Annotated in this window: 14 protein-coding genes and 1 tRNA gene; 12 read left to right on the top strand and 3 right to left on the bottom strand. The window is 65.4% G+C overall.

Annotated features, from left to right (window positions below; all coding sequences use genetic code 11):
• Nucleotides 1-113: 113 nt before the first annotated feature.
• The 3 genes from FAY22_RS10715 to FAY22_RS10705 all read left to right on the top strand — a co-directional run bounded on the left by FAY22_RS10715 (nt 114) and on the right by FAY22_RS10705 (nt 4,368).
• A tRNA-Ser gene (locus FAY22_RS10715) sits at nt 114-204 on the top strand.
• Between the two features lie 821 nt (nt 205-1,025).
• The gene (locus tag FAY22_RS10710) at nt 1,026-3,566 is read left to right on the top strand and encodes an EAL domain-containing protein (protein WP_146330188.1); all 2,541 of its coding nucleotides are present in this window, start codon (nt 1,026-1,028) and stop codon (nt 3,564-3,566) included.
• Nucleotides 3,567-3,585: 19 nt separating this feature from the next.
• The gene (locus FAY22_RS10705; RefSeq protein WP_168204821.1) at nt 3,586-4,368 is read left to right on the top strand and encodes an ABC transporter substrate-binding protein; all 783 of its coding nucleotides are present in this window, start codon (nt 3,586-3,588) and stop codon (nt 4,366-4,368) included.
• On the opposite strand, the gene FAY22_RS10700 is transcribed toward FAY22_RS10705, so the two are convergent.
• From FAY22_RS10700 to FAY22_RS22580, 3 genes are all read right to left on the bottom strand, one after another.
• Nucleotides 4,362-4,844 (bottom strand): polyhydroxyalkanoate granule-associated phasin, encoded by a 483-nt coding sequence (locus FAY22_RS10700; protein ID WP_146330186.1) that lies wholly within the window; start codon nt 4,842-4,844, stop codon nt 4,362-4,364. The two genes, FAY22_RS10705 and FAY22_RS10700, sit on opposite strands and share 7 nt — an antisense overlap.
• A 76-nt stretch (nt 4,845-4,920) precedes the next feature.
• The gene (locus FAY22_RS10695; protein ID WP_146330185.1) at nt 4,921-6,057 is read right to left on the bottom strand and encodes an ABC transporter substrate-binding protein; all 1,137 of its coding nucleotides are present in this window, start codon (nt 6,055-6,057) and stop codon (nt 4,921-4,923) included.
• An 83-nt stretch (nt 6,058-6,140) separates the two neighbouring features.
• On the bottom strand, nt 6,141-8,204 hold the full coding sequence (locus FAY22_RS22580) for a methyl-accepting chemotaxis protein (RefSeq protein WP_146330184.1): 2,064 nt from the start codon (nt 8,202-8,204) through the stop codon (nt 6,141-6,143).
• 174 nt (nt 8,205-8,378) lie between these two features.
• On the opposite strand from FAY22_RS22580, the gene FAY22_RS10685 reads away from it, so the two are divergent.
• From FAY22_RS10685 to FAY22_RS10645, 9 genes are all read left to right on the top strand, one after another.
• Nucleotides 8,379-9,146 (top strand): GNAT family N-acetyltransferase, encoded by a 768-nt coding sequence (locus FAY22_RS10685; RefSeq protein WP_146330183.1) that lies wholly within the window; start codon nt 8,379-8,381, stop codon nt 9,144-9,146.
• Entirely contained in the window at nt 9,143-10,003 is an 861-nt protein-coding gene (locus FAY22_RS10680; protein WP_146330182.1) for a UDP-2,3-diacylglucosamine diphosphatase, read from the top strand. Before FAY22_RS10685 ends, FAY22_RS10680 begins: the two co-directional genes overlap by 4 nt.
• Complete coding sequence (locus FAY22_RS10675; protein ID WP_146330181.1) at nt 9,985-11,022, top strand: glycosyltransferase family 1 protein; 1,038 nt, start codon at nt 9,985-9,987, stop codon at nt 11,020-11,022. Before FAY22_RS10680 ends, FAY22_RS10675 begins: the two co-directional genes overlap by 19 nt.
• Nucleotides 11,023-11,026: 4 nt before the next feature.
• A complete protein-coding gene (locus tag FAY22_RS10670) occupies nt 11,027-12,220 on the top strand; it encodes a glycosyltransferase (protein WP_146330180.1) in 1,194 nt (397 codons plus the stop codon).
• Nucleotides 12,210-12,698, top strand: coding sequence for a hypothetical protein (locus FAY22_RS10665; protein ID WP_146330179.1), 489 nt, complete (start codon nt 12,210-12,212; stop codon nt 12,696-12,698). Before FAY22_RS10670 ends, FAY22_RS10665 begins: the two co-directional genes overlap by 11 nt.
• Before the next feature lie 61 nt (nt 12,699-12,759).
• Nucleotides 12,760-14,004 carry a DUF445 domain-containing protein gene (locus FAY22_RS10660; RefSeq protein ID WP_146330178.1) on the top strand — a complete coding sequence of 415 codons (1,245 nt, stop codon included), beginning with the start codon at nt 12,760-12,762 and terminating at the stop codon, nt 14,002-14,004.
• Between the two features lie 112 nt (nt 14,005-14,116).
• Nucleotides 14,117-14,485, top strand: a complete 369-nt coding sequence (locus FAY22_RS10655; RefSeq protein ID WP_146330177.1) for a DUF5132 domain-containing protein — start codon at nt 14,117-14,119, stop codon at nt 14,483-14,485.
• Nucleotides 14,482-14,946 (top strand): hypothetical protein, encoded by a 465-nt coding sequence (locus tag FAY22_RS10650; RefSeq protein WP_146330176.1) that lies wholly within the window; start codon nt 14,482-14,484, stop codon nt 14,944-14,946. The genes FAY22_RS10655 and FAY22_RS10650 overlap by 4 nt, the downstream gene beginning before the upstream one ends.
• A 40-nt stretch (nt 14,947-14,986) precedes the next feature.
• Nucleotides 14,987-15,589 carry a hypothetical protein gene (locus FAY22_RS10645; RefSeq protein ID WP_146330175.1) on the top strand — a complete coding sequence of 201 codons (603 nt, stop codon included), beginning with the start codon at nt 14,987-14,989 and terminating at the stop codon, nt 15,587-15,589.
• Nucleotides 15,590-15,615 lie beyond the last annotated feature (26 nt).

Here is a 15,615-nt window from a genome sequence, read left to right as displayed (position 1 = left end):
AAGGAAGAGGCCAGCGCAATGTTAATTATTGGGATTGCTATTCCTTCCGCGTGACTAGTCTGCTATAATCGTCTGCTTTGTGGCGTCGTCAAAGCCACAAAACGACCGAAGACGGAAAGGTGGCAGAGTGGTCGAATGCGCTGGACTCGAAATCCAGTGTACGGTTATACCGTACCGTCGGTTCGAATCCGACCCTTTCCGCCAAAATACGATCAGAAAAGATCCGGAAACCCGTGCTAATTCAATGAATTAGCACGGGTTTTTTGTTTTCCTGCATCTCGTTTTTCAGTTGGGGAAAGTGGTTTTCCATACTCCTGTCCCTACCGCACCGTCTCCCATTGGATTAAGAAATTACCTACAAAGATAAGGTAAATACCTGATAGGAAAAGGACTTTTCTGGAAGTCCACATTTCCTGTGGATAAGTTTGTGGACAAGGCGCTCTTGACATTCGTTAAAGCGAGGAAACATGCGGTTTCCATTAGCATGCCCACAAAATGGGCATTATGGGCAGCCCTTATAAATCAATGACTTAGCAGATCGGCTGAGAGAGCGATCAAGGGGGTACGAAATCGTACCAAAAATCTTTCGGGGTATTGCACTTGTGCACAAAGTGTATTAGGCGCCTTGATGCTTGTGTGCATCGCGCGGCTTGCCGAAGTACTGTCTCGCAATTTTGGGCTGGTTTTGTTGATAAGCATGATTTTCACTTGTCAGAGAAGTCCTACGAGGCAAGGAAAAAGTGCTGAATTCGGGAATGCAATAAATCTAGGATTCATCTCCGCGCTACGGAGCAGCCCGGAATGGCACGATTTTTTTCCGCTATTCCGCCGCCATTGCGCCCGCTTTTTGCTGTATTGCACAAGCAAATCCTGGTGATGAGGACCAGCCAATCCCACTACTCCAGTTTGGAAATGCTATTCTTTCCTAATGGAAATATATGCTGATGCTTTAAACCACCGATCCTGCTGACGGCGCGACCACCGATCGCTGGCTAGCCAGGAAACTGTCATGAGGTCCTGATCCCATGAGCATTTCGGCAAGCGGAAAAATCTGGGGCGATCCTCTCGGAAGGAGGCTGCTGGCGGCCATTCTGTTTTGCAGCACCGGGCTGGCCCTGATTGCGACCGGCTCGCAACTGCTGCTCGATTACCGGCAGGGCGTGAGCGCCGTCGAATCGCGCATGGCGGAAATCGAGCATGCCTATCTCGACAGCGTGGCAGCATCGCTGTGGACCATGGACGAGCAGCAGACGCGCAAGCAGATCGAAGGCATCGCGCGGTTGCCGGATATCGAGTCGGTGGAGTTGCGCGACCCGATAGGCATGTTCCTGATGCGGGCGGGAGCCGCGCGCAGCGCGGAAAACATGATTCACCGCGAAATCCCGATCCGGTTCGCCGACGACAGCACGCCGCACATCAGGGTCCCGCTCGGCACCTTGATGGTGAGCGCCAGCCTGGACAACCTGTACCGGGACCTGAGGAACAAGGCCTTGCTGATCCTGGTCGCGCAGACCACCAAGACGGCGATTGTCGCGTTCTTCACCCTGTTCATCTTCCGCCGCATGGTCAGCCGCCACCTTTCGGCGATCGCCGCCTACGCGCGCCGGCTCGACCTGGACAAGCTCGGAGAGCCGCTTGCCCTGCGCAGGCGCAAGCGCAAGGCGGATGAACTCGACGTCGTGGTCGATGCCTTCAACGACATGGCGGGATCGATCAGGCGCGATGTCGAAGAGCTGGCGCGCTACCGCAGCGGGCTGGAGCAGCTGGTGGCCGTGCGCACCGGAGAGCTGGCGCAGAAAATCGCCGAAAAGGACGAGGTCATCCGCCGGTTGAACCGGGAAATGACGGAACGCCAGGCGGCGGAGCGGACGGCGTGCGAAAGCGAGGAACGCTGGCGGCAGGTGGTGGAAATGTCGCCGGACGCGATCATGATCGAGCGCAACGGGCGCATCGTGTTCGTCAATCGCGGCGCGCTGGAGCTGCTGGGCGCGCCGAATGCGGCGCAGATCAGGGCGATGAGCTTCATGCAGCTGATCCCCGCCGACTGGCGCGAGCGCCTGCGGGAAAAGATGGAGGCCGCGGCCGACCGCGAAGAGGCGGTTGGCTGCTTCGAGGGCAGGATGGCGCGTTTCGACGGCAAGGTGATCGATGTCGAAATCCGGCGCGCCGTGTTCCGCTACGAGGGCTCGCCGGCGGTGCAGACCGTGGTGCGCGACATCACGCGCCGCAAGGATTACGAGGAGCAGCTGCGCAGGCAGGCCATGCACGATGCGCTGACCGGCCTGCCCAACCGCGTACTGCTGATGGACCGCCTGGACCAGGCGATTGCGCAGGCGCGGCGGCGCCGGCACGCGGTATTCGTGCTGTTCTTCGACCTCGACCGCTTCAAGTACGTCAACGACATGCTCGGCCATGACGCCGGCGACGAACTGCTGTGCGCGATCACCGGCCGCATGGCGGAGTGCGCGCGCAACTGCGACACGCTGGCGCGCCTGGGCGGCGACGAGTTCGTGATGGTGATCGACGGCGTCGAAGACGAACAGGGCGTTCCGGCGCTGGCGCGGCGCCTGATGGAGCGGATTTGCGCGCCGATATTGCTGCGCGATCAAGAGATCGCGGTCACCTGCAGCATCGGCATCAGCGCCTATCCGCATGATGCCGACGACCCGCATACGCTGCTGAAATACGCCGATACGGCGATGTACCACGCCAAGGAAAAAGGGCGCAACACCTTCGAACGCTATACCGCCGAGATGCACAGCCGCGTCAACGAGCATTTGCTGATCGAGTCGAACCTGCGGCGCGCGCTGGAGCGCAACGAATTCCTGCTGCATTACCAGCCTTTGGTGGACCTTGGCAGCGGCAGGATCGTGGGCGCCGAGGCGCTGGTGCGCTGGCGCCATCCGGAGCTGGGCATGGTCGCGCCGGCGCGCTTCATCCCACTGGCCGAGGAAACCGGCCTGATAACGGGCATCGGGGAATGGGTGATGCGCTCCGCCTGCCGGCAAGCCAGGGCGTGGCATGACGCGGGCTTCGGGGATTTGCAGGTGGCGGTCAACCTGTCGACGCAGCAGCTCACGCGCGCCGGTTTCGACGCCGAGGTGGCCGCCGCGCTGGCCGATGCCGGCCTGGAGCCGCGCTACCTGGAGCTGGAAATCACCGAAAGCGCGTCGATGAAGCACCCCGAGCGCACGGTCGTCCTGCTGGCGCGCCTGAAGCAGATGGGCATGTCGATCGCGATCGACGATTTCGGCACCGGCTACTCCAACCTGTCCTACCTGAAGCGCTTTCCGGTCGACCGGCTCAAGCTGGACCGCGCGTTCGTGTCCGATATCACCAGCAAGCCCGAGGACTCGGAGCTGGCGCGGGCCATCATCGCCATGGCGCGCAGCCTGCGCCTGACCGTGGTGGCCGAAGGCGTGGAGGATGCGCAGCAGGTCGAGCTGCTGCGTGCCTACGGTTGCGACCAGGTGCAGGGCTATTATTTCAGCCCGCCGCTGGCGCCGGAGGATTTTGCCGACGTGCTGCGTTCCGGCCGCACGCTGGGCGCGGTGGCGGCGGCATGAGCCGGGAGCGGAGGAAGCCATGAAAACGATTCGTCGCGGTTGCGGTGCCGGCGGCGCGCGCCGCTGGTTGGCCGCGGCGGCGCTATTGGCCTGTATCGCGGGCGCCCGCGCGCAATCGCTCGACGAGCTGACCTTCATCACGGAAGACTACCCGCCGTTCAATTTCGAGCGGCACGGGCAGCGCCAGGGCATCTCGGTCGACTTGCTGGAGGAGATGCTGGTGGCGGACGGCGCGGCGAAGCGGCGCAAGGACATCAAGGTGTGGCCGTGGGCGCGCGCCTACCAGACCGCGCTCAGGGAAAGGAATACCGTGCTTTTCTCGACCGCGCGCACCGGGGAGCGGGAGAGCCTGTTCAAGTGGGTAGGCCCGATCATGCCGTCGCGTATCGTGCTGGTCGCCAGGAAGACCAGCCGCATCCGCTTTGGCTCGCTCGATGAGCTGAACCGGATGAACCTGCGCATCGGCGTGGTGCGCGAGGACATCGGTGGCCTGCTGCTGGCAAGGCAGGGCGTGCAGAAGGAAAAGATGCTGCAGGCGCATTCCGGGAAGAACTTGGCGAAGATGCTGCAGGCCGGGCGCGTGGACCTGTGGGCGTATGGCGCGCAGGTAATCCAGTGGAACCTGAAGGAAATGGGTTATCCCTCCGCCGACTATGAAGAGGTGCATACACTCGCCGATGAGCAGCACTATTACTTCGCGCTGAACAAGGATACTGACGACAGGCTGGTCGCCAGGCTGCAGTCCGCGCTCGATGCGCTCAGGGCGAGCGGCCGGCTGGCGGAGATCGTGGCGCGCTACTGATTGCGCAAGCGCCTGGCATTGCCGGTGGCGCGCGCATGGACCGGGCGCAGCGCGTGCTGCGCCACCTGCGCGGCCGAATTGGCGAGCTTCGACGCGAGTGCGCCGGAATTGAGCATGGCCGCGCGCAGCAGCGCCGCCTGCCTGCGGCCGGACAACGCGAGCGCCGGCTGCATGACCAGCGCGAAGGCGCCGCCCGCGCCACCGATCCATTGCCTGAGCACCATCGTGCCGATCTGCTGGTTGAGCGCCATCATCCGCATGCCGGCGGCGAGCGCCGATTCGGCGGCGGCTTCGATCTTTTCCTGTCCCATCAAGGTGAATTCGCGCCGGTCGCGCGCATCGGGCAGGGGGCCTGCGGCCGCGATGCGGGCGCTGCGGTGGCCGATGACCTGCGCCGAAGCAAGCATCATTTCGCCGGTTTTCAGCGCCAGCGCGCTCCAGGCCTGGTACGTATTGAGAAGCGGGAATCGTTGCACGGCGCGTCCTTGGCATGAATAAACAGGTTGGAGCGCGTGCCGGCGGCGGAAGTTCGGCGCCGTCGCTATTTATTTGTCAGAACACCAGCCCGCTGCCTTTCCGGAACAGCGCGATGTCGACATAGCCCGACAGGCGGTTACCGCGATCCGACGCCGCAACGGACAGCCCGCCCAGGTCGATCCTGCCGCTCTGCGCGAGGAAATCCTGCAGCGCGTTCCCGCCGCGCCGCGCTTGCCGGATCGCGCCGGCCAGCGCCTTGGCCGCCGCAAATCCTTCCAGCGTCAGCGACGACACCGCCTCGTCGCGATACTTCTTCATCATGTTCAGGTGCTCTATCTGGAGCGGCGACGCGCCCGCGCCCGGGTTCGGCACCACCTGCGAAAACACGGTCCATTCCACCGCACGCGCGCCCGCCAGCTCGCGCAGCGTGGACAGGTTGATCAGAGAAGTGCCGGCGACGAAGGTCTGGCCGTCGTACTTGCGGTATTCCTTCAGGAAGAGCGCGGTGCCGATGGTATCGGCGATCACCAGCACGAAGCCCGGCCTGGCCGCGGCGAGGCGCCGCGCTTCCTGCGCGATGCGGGCGGCGTCGGTACCCTCCGCACCGATACGGGCGCTGCCGGCCAGCCGCACGTGCCGCTCCCGCATTTCCGCCGTCAGGCTGTCATAGGCTTCCAGGTTGGACGGCGAATCCTGCAGCACGATGCCGGCATGGGCGATGCCGAGCTTGCTGAAGTGCTCGAAGATGTGACGGATTTCCTGCTTGTAGCTCGGGCGCCAGAACAGCACGCGCTCGTCGGCGCGGTAGTCGGCCGCCGCCAGCGGCGCGAACAGGATGTGCCCGCTGCGCCTGAAGGCCGGAGCACTGAGCACGGCCCTGGCGGCCTGGTCGCCGATGCCGCCCATCAGGTAGTCGACCTGGTCGCGCTCGATCAGCTCGGTGGCGGCCCTGGCCGACAGTTCCGGCTGGCCGCGGTCGTCGCGCGCGATGAAGCTGATGCGCCGGCCGTTGATGCCGCCGGCAGCGTTGATCATGTCGAAGCAGGTCTTGATGCCGGCGACGTAATCGCGTCCCAGGCTGCCGTCCGGCCCGGACAGGTCGACCGCCTGTCCGATCACGATGGCGTTGCTTCCGGCGGCGGCATCCAGCGGTAACAAGGGCAGCAAGGCCGCGCATGCGGCGGCGAGAAGGCGGGAGAGTCGGTTCAGCATTGCATGAATGGATAGGAAAATGGACAAGGCGGGATTCTGGCGGCCGTTTGTGACGGCATGATGAATCGCGCTTCCAGGCGCCGTCAGGCGCGCTTGCGCGGCGCGGAGGCGTCGAATTCAGCGGCGTCGAACGCGATGCGTTGCGGCCTTTTGCGTGGCAGCGCGGCGACGCTCGCGCGCGCCGGCGGCGCTTCGGCCGCTGGCTCCCGCTGCTCGTCCAGCTTGAACACGGCGACTGCCTGCGACAGCCGCAGCGCCTGCTGCTGCAGCGAGACTGCCGCGCCGGCGGCGTGTTCCACCAGCTGCGCGTTGCGCTGCGTGACTTCGTCCATCTCGCCGATGGCGCGATTGACCTGCTCGATGCCGCCCGCCTGTTCCTGGCCGGCGCTCGCGATGTCGTTCATGAGGCCGGTCAGTCCGCGCACCGCGCCGAGGATGTCGTCCATGGTCTTGCCGGCCGAATCCACCAGCTCGTTGCCGCGCTCTATCTGGGCGACCGAATGCTCGATCAGGCTCTTGATTTCCCGCGCCGCGCCGGCGGAGCGCTGGGCCAGCGCCCGCACTTCGGCGGCCACCACCGCGAAGCCGCGCCCCTGTTCGCCGGCACGCGCCGCCTCCACCGCGGCATTCAACGCCAGGATATTGGTCTGGAACGCGATGCCGTCGATGACGCCGATGATGTCGATAATCCGGCAGGAACTGGTCTTGATATCGCCCATGGTGCCGATCACCTGTTCCACGGCCGCGCCGCCGCGGGTGGCGACTTCGTCCGCACCTGCCGCCAGGCGGGTCGCTTCGCCGGCGTTGCGGCTGTTCTGCCGCACTGTGGCGGTCAGCTCTTCCATCGAGCCGGCGGTCTGCTCCAGCGCGCTGGCCTGCGATTCGGTGCGCGCCGCCAGGTCGGAGTTGTCGCCGGAAATCTCATGGGCGGCCTGTTCGATGGCGCCGCTCGCCGTCCGCACCTGCGCGACCAGCGTCGCCAGCCGCGCGTTCATGTCGCCGAAGGCATTCACCAGCCCGCCGATTTCATCGGTCGCATCGGACGAGACGCGATGCGCCAGGTCGCCGCCGGCGGCGCGCTCGACCGCCTGTTCCAGGGCCGCGACGCCGCGCGAGAACGATGCGTAGAAGCCGGCCAGCAGGTAGAGGGCGATGCCCAGCGTGGCGGCGACCGCCAGCACGATCATGTTGCGCCGCGCGGTGTCGAGTTCGATGCGCCGTTCCAGCAGCGTGTCGAGGGCGGAGGCGGACGCGGCCGCGGCGGCGTACAGCCCGTCGATGCAGGCTGCGCCGGCGTCGAAGAACTGGCTGCCGGAAGTCTGGTTGTAGGTGTTGAGCACTTCGCCGCGCGCCCGCTCCAGAAAGGCGAGCGAGGCGGGAACGGCGGCCAGCTGGCGCTCCAGCGTGCGGCGCAGTTCCGGGTTTTCCCGGAACACCGCTTCGAACTGCGGCGGGATGCTCGCCAGGTCGCGCCCGGCGAGCATGACGTTCGAGCTGAGCAGCAAATCCTCGTTCGGTTCGAGCAGGCCGGTATCGATGTAGGCCGCGCCGCGCCCGGCGATCTGCGCCAGGTTGTCGGCGACCGCCGGAAAGCCGTGCACCAGGGCCGCGATCAGGTGGTAGCTGTCGATCTGCGGGTCGAGCGTCAGCCCGGACTTGTCCGCCGCCAGCGCGTTGAGCTTGCCCATCCGTTCGATCAGCCGCGTGTGGTCGGCATAGCTGTCCTTGGCGGACGCGCCGCGCATCTTGCCTTGCAGCGCGGTCCAGTCTTGCCGGACGTCGTTCCATGCGGCCTCGATGCCGAAGGCCGCCGCATCGCCGCGCAGCGCGTCCAGCGCAGCGACCTGGCGATTCAATTCGGCTTGCGCTGAGGCCGCCTGGCCGGCGGCGGTGGCGTTGCCGGACAGCTGCATATGGCGCAAGGCGCGGTGGCGCTGCGCCAGCCGCATCGCATTCTCCAGCTGACGCACATAGCGCGCGCCGAGCCGTTCCTGGCGCGCGGTGTCGATGGATTTGTTGAGCTCGGCGAACAGCAGCGATGCCATCAGTGCCAGCGGCACGGCGAACACTGCCGTGATCAGGGCGAATTTGGGCAGCAGGCGCAGGCGCTGCATCAGGTGCACGACGGGGGCAAGCAGGATCTTCATGGTAATCCTTGTTGTTCGATGAAGTTGATTTTTAGCAATTCTGCTGGGCGATTGTTACAACCTGATGAAGCGGGGACGTGCCGGCCCTGCATGTCATCGCCCTGACACGGAACTGTCATTGGGGTGAAGCAAAGCGCGGTTACGCTTGGCCCGTCTCAACCACAAGGACGACGAATGCGATTACTGACCACCGCCGCCGATGCGAGCGCGAGCTTCCCGAAACTGACCCTGAGCCTGGCCAGCACGCGCGAGGAAGTGCGCGAAGTGCAGCGACTACGCTACAAAATCTTCATCGAGACGATGGGGCTGTCGGCGCTGGCCAACGACGACGGGATCGACGCCGACGAGTTCGACGCCTGGTGCGATCACCTGATCGTGCGCGACGCGCGCTCGCTGAAGGTGGTCGGCACCTACCGCGTCCTCGGCCCCGCGGCGGCGCGCGAACTGGGGCGCTTCTATTCGGAAGGCGAATTCGACCTGGCGCGCCTGCAGCACCTGCGCGGGCGCATGGTGGAGGCCGGGCGTGCCTGCATCCATCCGGATTACCGCAGCGGCGGCGTGATCATGCTGCTGTGGGCGGGGCTGGCCGCCTACATGCGCCGCCAGCGTTGCGAATATCTGATCGGCTGCGCGTCCATCAGCCTGTCCGACGGCGGGCACAACGCCGCCGCCGTGTACCACGCGCTGGCGCAGACCAACCTGGCGCCGCCCGAATACCGCGTCACGCCGCATGCGCCGTTTCCGCTGCATGCGCGCGACGCCGACCGCAAGTCACAGGTGCCGCCGCTGCTGAAGGGCTACATGCGCAGCGGCGCCTGGATCTGCGGCGAACCGGCGTGGGACGCCGACTTTCATAGCGCCGACCTGTTCCTGCTGCTGCCTTTGGACCGGCTGGACGAACGCTATGCGCGCCACTACCTGAAAGACTCGGGGCAGCCATGAAGCCGCGCGACGCTTTCCTCGATCCGCTCCTGGATGCCGCGCCGAAGAAGACGGTCAAGCGCTTCAGGACCATCTGGATCTCGGACATCCACCTCGGCACCACGGGATGCCAGGCGGCGCGGCTGCTCGAATTTCTGCAGGCGACCGAGTCGGAGACGCTGTACCTGGTGGGCGACATCATCGACGGCTGGCAGTTGAAGCGCCGCTGGTACTGGGACCAGGCGCACAACAACGTGGTGCAGGCCGTGCTGAAGAAGGCGAAGAAGGGTACCGAGGTGATCTTCGTGCCCGGCAACCACGACGAGGCGATCCGCCAGTTCATCGACCTCGACTTCGGCGGCATCCGCATCCGCGACGAGCTGATCCACGTGACCGCCGGCGGCAAGCGCATGCTGGTGCTGCATGGCGACCGCTTCGACGGCGTGATCGCCTGCGCCAAGTGGCTGGCCTATGTCGGCGACAGCCTGTACACGATGATCCTGAAATTCAACCAGGTCTACAACAATTGGCGCGCGCGCGCCGGGCTGCCGTACTGGTCGCTGTCGCAATATCTCAAACTGAAAGTGAAGAACGCGGTCAGCTACATCACCTCGTTCGAGCAGGCGCTGGCGGCCGAGGCCCGGCGCAAGGGCGTGGACGGCGTGATCTGCGGCCACATCCACAAGCCGGAAATCCGCGACATCGACGGCATCACCTATTGCAACGACGGCGACTGGGTGGAAAGCCTGTCGGCGCTGGTCGAGGATCATGCGGGCGAGCTGCGCCTGGTGAGCTGGGAGGAGGGCGTCAAGCGGCGCAAGCAGGACAAGCACGAACGAGTAGAGGAACTGCAAGACATATGCGTATCGCCATCGTGACCGATGCCGCGCCGCCCCAGGTCAACGGGGTGGTCAATACCATCAAGGCGACGCAGCGCTGCCTGCAAGGCCTCGGCCACGCGGCGCATGTTATCGATCCAGCGGGACTGGAAACCTTCGCCTGTCCCACCTATCCGGAAATCCACCTGGCCCGCAATCCCTATCCCAAGGTCGAGCAGGCGCTCGACGCGCTGCAGCCGGACTGCATACACATCGCCACCGAAGGGCCGATGGGTCTGGCCGCGCGGCGCTATTGCGCCAGGCGCCGGCTGGATTACACCAGTTCCTACCACACCCGCTTCCCCGAATACGTGCGCTCGCGCTCGCTGATTCCCGCCGCGCTGACTTACCGCTGGCTGCGCTGGTTCCATGGCCGCTCGAAGGCGGTGATGGTGGCCACGGCAGGCATGCAGCGCGTGCTCGAAGCACGCGGCTTTCGCAATGTCGTGTTGTGGGGGCGCGGCGTCGACACCGGGTATTTCAGGCCGGACGCGCAGGACTACGCCTGCATTGCGCGGCCGCTGTTCCTGTACGTGGGGCGGGTCGCGGTGGAAAAGAATATCGAGGATTTCCTGCGCCTGGACCTGCCCGGCACGAAGTGGGTGATCGGCGACGGGCCGCAGCGCGAGCAGCTGGAGCGGCACTATCCTGCGGTACGCTTTCTCGGACCCAAGCCGCACGAGGAGCTGGCCGCGTATTACAACTGCGCCGACGTGTTCGTCTTCCCCAGCCGCACCGACACCTTCGGCCTGGTGATGGCCGAGGCAATGGCGTGCGGCGTTCCGGTGGCCGCCTATCCGGTGGAAGGACCGCTGGACGTGGTCGTGCATGGGCGCTCGGGCATCCTTGACAAGAACCTGGGCAACGCCTGCATCGACGCACTGCGGCTGAACCGCGACACGGTGCGCCATTGCGCGCTGCGCTATTCCTGGAACGCGGCCACCCGGCAATTCCTGCAGAACCTGCATCCGGCGCGGCGGCGGCATGTCGGCGGCACGCCCTGTTCCGTGCCGGTGTGAGCCGATGAAGACGCGTTCGCTTTTTTCAGTGCCGCTGCAGCCGCGTGCCGCGCCCGTGCGCCGGAAAAGGATCCTGCTGCTGAGCGTGTCCGCCGGCGCCGGCCACGTGCGCGCGGCGGAAGCGATCCGGCATGTCGCCGATGCGCATGAAGACGGGGTGGAGGCGAGGCATCTGGACGTGATGGATTACGTGCCGGCCCTGTTCCGCTGGCTGTATACGGACCTTTACATTTCCATCGTCAACCGCTTTCCGGGGCTGTGGGGAGCCCTGTATCGCGTCACCGACGAGGCGCGGCCCGGCGGCGTGCTGCAGCGGTTGCGGCGTTTTGCGGAGCGGCTGAACACGCTCGCCTTGCGCCGTGAAATCGCCGCGTTCCGGCCGGATGCGATCGTCTGCACCCATTTCCTGCCGGCTGAAGTGCTGGCGCGCATGGCCCGCAAGGGGATGCTGGCATGCCCGCTATGGGTGCAGGTCACCGACTTCGACCTGCACCGGATCTGGGTCCAGCCGGGCGTGACCGGATATTTCGCCGCGAACGAAGAGGTTGCGTTCCGCCTGCGCGCGCATGGGGTGGCGCCGCAGGCGATACGCGTCACAGGCATTCCGGTCATGCCGGCCTTCGCGCGTGCCGCCGCAAGCGCGGGCGGCGCGCAGGAAGCGGGGCTCGATGCGCGGCGCAGGATCGTCTTGCTGATGGGGGGCGGCGCCGGACTGGGGAGCCTGGAACAGGTGGCGGCAAGCCTGCTGGCGCTGGACGTGGACATGCAACTGGTCGTGCTGGCAGGGAAGAACCGCGCCGCGCTGGCGGCCTTGCAGCGGCTTGCCGCACGTTATCCCGGCCGCCTGCTGCCGCTCGGATTCACGGACCGGGTGGAGCGCTTGATGGCCTGCGCCGACCTCGTCATCACCAAGCCGGGCGGGCTGACCGTGTCGGAATGCCTGGCGATGGGCTTGCCGGCGATCCTGCATGCGCCCATTCCCGGGCAGGAGGAGCGCAACGCCAATTTCCTGCTGGAGCAGGGCGCGGCGCTCAATGCCGGCAACGGCGTGGCGCTCGCCTATCGCGTGTGCCATCTGCTGCGGCATCCGGAGCAGATGGCGCGGATGCGGGAAAGGGCGGCCGCGCTGGGCCGCCCGGACGCCGCGCGCCACGTGCTGCAGGCGGTGCTGGCCGGCCTGAGAGCCGATGAGGCGTAAGCACGCCTGGCGGCAGTTGTTGCCGACGCTGGCCTGGACGATCCTGCTCGCCTGCTTCTTCGCGCACGTCGAGATCGAGATCGAAGGCGGCGCCGGCTGGGCGGCGAGCCTGCCGACCTGGCGCATCGAGCGGCACTGGCTGCTCGACATCTTCTGGGGCGGGCGGCCGATGACCGGGTACCACGCCTGGGTCTTTCCGTTCATCGCGCTGTTCTTTCATTTCCCGCTGGTCTATGCTGGCCGCTGGTCGTGGCGCGACGAAACCCGCGTGCTTGCCTGCATCATGCTGTTCTGGCTGGTCGAGGATTTCCTCTGGTTCGCGCTCAATCCGGCTTATGGGCTGGCGCGATTCCATGCCGGCGCGGTTGCCTGGCATAAGCACTGGCTATGGGGCGCACCGGTCGATTACTGGGTGTTCGGCGGCCTGCTGCCAGTCTTGCTGCGGTGGTCGTGCAAGGGCGCGAGTTGTCAGGAATGAACTATTTGGCTTGGCTCACGCTCGAATCAGGCATCGACTACCTTGCGTGTATAACCCATCGATGCGCCCATCAGACCGGGAAGCGGAACAACTCGTCCAATTGACCAAGACCAGGCGGCTGGCGACCGGCCTGCTGGTGCTGATGGCCGTGCTGTTCGTGGTGGCAAGACTGCTGCAGCCGGCGCATCCATCCCTGTCCTTTGTCGCGGCGTTCTCCGAAGCGGCGATGGTGGGCGCGCTGGCCGACTGGTTCGCGGTGACCGCGCTGTTCCGGGCGCCGCTCGGATTGCCGATTCCGCATACCGCGATCATCCCCAGGAACAAGGAGCGCATCGGCGAAAGCCTCGCGTATTTCCTTAAGCATAACTTCATCACGCAGGAAGTGATCCGCGAGGAATTGCGGCCGATCGACTTTTCCGGCACGGCGGCGAAATGGCTGGCGCGGCCCGAGAACAGCCGCTTCGTGGCGAAGCAGGTGGTCGGCAGCATCCCCGCGATCCTGCGCATGATCGAGGACGAGGACGTCGCCCAATTCATGCAGCGCCGCATGCGCGCCGCCATGGGCAGCGTGCAGTTCGCGCCGCTGGTGGCGGAAATCCTGTCGGTGCTGGTGGCCGGGCGGCATCACCAGGTCGTGTTCGACCACCTGGTGAACCTGATGGCGCAGCTGGTGGAGAACAACAGTTCCTACATCCGCTGGAAAATCAACGAGAACAGCCCGCGCTGGCTGCCGAAGGCAGTGGACGACCGGTTTTTTGCGCGCCTGCTCGACGCCATGCAGAGCACGCTGGCCGAAATGCGCGAAGACGACAGCGAGTGGCGTAACCGCTTCCAGATCGCCATCGAGGAACTGATCGACAAGCTGCGCACCTCGCCCGAGTACGAGGAAAAGATCGAAGTGGTGATCATGAACGTGCTCGAGCACCCGGTGTTTCGCAACTACATCAACCACATCTGGCATGAAATCAAGCTGCGCCTGCTGACCGAAGTGGAGGCGGAGGATTCGGTCATGCTGACCAAGCTGACCCAGGGGTTGCATACCTTCAGCGTTGCGCTGCTGCAGGACAAGACGGTGCAAAAGAAGCTGAACCAGTGGATCCGCATCGTCGCCACCGATACGCTGGTCGAGCGGCGCGAAATGATCGCCGACCTGGTCACGCGCGTGATCCGCAAGTGGGATGCGGAAACGGTGTCGCGCAAGTTCGAGCTGCATGTCGGCAAGGACCTGCAATATATCCGCATCAACGGCACCCTGGTGGGCGGCCTGGTCGGCCTGGTCTTGCATACCGTGTCGCTGGCTTTGTGAAACTTACCGTCAAGACGCTTCTTCCATATAGCGCAAAGTGCGTCCCTTTTTGCAGGAACGCCAGGCGCGGTGCCGGGGTCGAACGAGGTGGAGAACCGAGGCGGAGTCCTTCATGGATATTTTCAAGAGCAATATCGTCGTCGGCCTGACCGCAGGGCTGGCCGCAACCGTGCTGGCGCCGGTGGTCATTCCTGTGGTGGCGATGGCTGCCCGCCCGCTGGCCAAATCCCTGCTGAAGGGCGGCGTGCTGCTGTACGAGAAAGGACGGGAGGCGCTGGCGAGCGCCGGCGAGGAAATGGAGGACCTGATCGCGGAAGTGCGCTCGGAGATGGAAATGGAGCACGGCGGGCATGGTTATGGCTACGCGGCGCCGGACGAGGCCGGCGACCTGCCGCAGGCCGGCACGCAGGAGGATGTGGGCCCGCGCCCGGAGGCTGGGCCCGCGGCGCGCCATTCGGGCAATGGAGCGCATGCGTCATGACGGCCCATGCGGTCATCGTCCACTGGATTGCCGGCAGGGTGCGCTTGCGCATCGACGAGAAGCGCGGCGATGCAGGCTATTTTTCGGATATCTCGGAACGCTTCGCCCGCTTCGGCAACGTATACAAGACAAAGGCGAATCCGGTCACGGGCAGCCTTGCGCTGGAATTCTCGGGGGATCTGGACGACCTGCTGCGACGGGCAGAGCAGGACGGCTTGCTGTCTGTCGCCGCCGATGCCGGCGCGGAGCATTCTTCCGGCGCTGCGGCGGTCTACAGGGGCCTGGACGGCGGGCCGATCAACCTGGTCAGCGGGCGCGACATCAATCGCGACTTCATGATGGGGGCGCTGCTGCTGCTGGTCGGCGTCGGCCAGATGTTCAGGGGGAAGTGGTTCCCGCCCGCGTTCTCGGTATTGTGGTACGCAAGGCAGGCATTCAATCTTGCGGATAGGCGGCGTTGAGCGCAAGCGGGACGGCGCCGCAATGGAAAGGAGATTCACCATGGCAGAACATCATCATCCAGCCGGAAAGACGGAACAGGCGATGAATCCTCAGGTGCGCAAGGAATCGGCGGCCGAGTCGATCCAGCGCGACCCCTATCACGCCCAGGCGGCGCAACAGACCGCGGCCGAAACCGGCGCCGAACAGGAAGGACTGGAAAGCCTGTCCGGCATGTCGGGTACGGTCGGCCAGGCAGCAAGCCGGGCGGCGGCGGGCGCACAGCACGCGGTATCGGGCACCATGCATTCGGTGGCCAGCGTCGGCGATGACGTCATCGGCGCCACGCGCGACGTGCTCAAGGGCGTCATCGCCGCCACCGAGGAAGTCGGCAGCGGCCTGGTCGGCGGCGTGCAGCATATCGCCAAGGACGTGCTGCACGGGGTCGAGGATGTCGGCGGCGCCGCGGTGCATACCCTGACCGGGCTGCTGGTCGGCGTCGTGGGCGGCGTGAAGGCGGTGGTCGGCGAGGCGATGCCGCGCCGCAGCGCCGAAGGGCAGCAGGCGGGCGCCGGCATGGTCGAGCGCAAGCGGAACGAGACGGCGGAGGCGCCCGGGCGCAATGTACCGATCGAGCACTCGCGTCCGGAAGAAATGATGCATTGAACGCAAGCCCGGACCGGACGCCCGTC

This window comes from Noviherbaspirillum sp. UKPF54 (assembly GCF_007874125.1).
Classification (GTDB): domain Bacteria; phylum Pseudomonadota; class Gammaproteobacteria; order Burkholderiales; family Burkholderiaceae_D; genus Noviherbaspirillum.
Note: the sequence above shows the minus strand (reverse complement) of the source record. Positions and strands in the feature narration are given on the sequence as shown.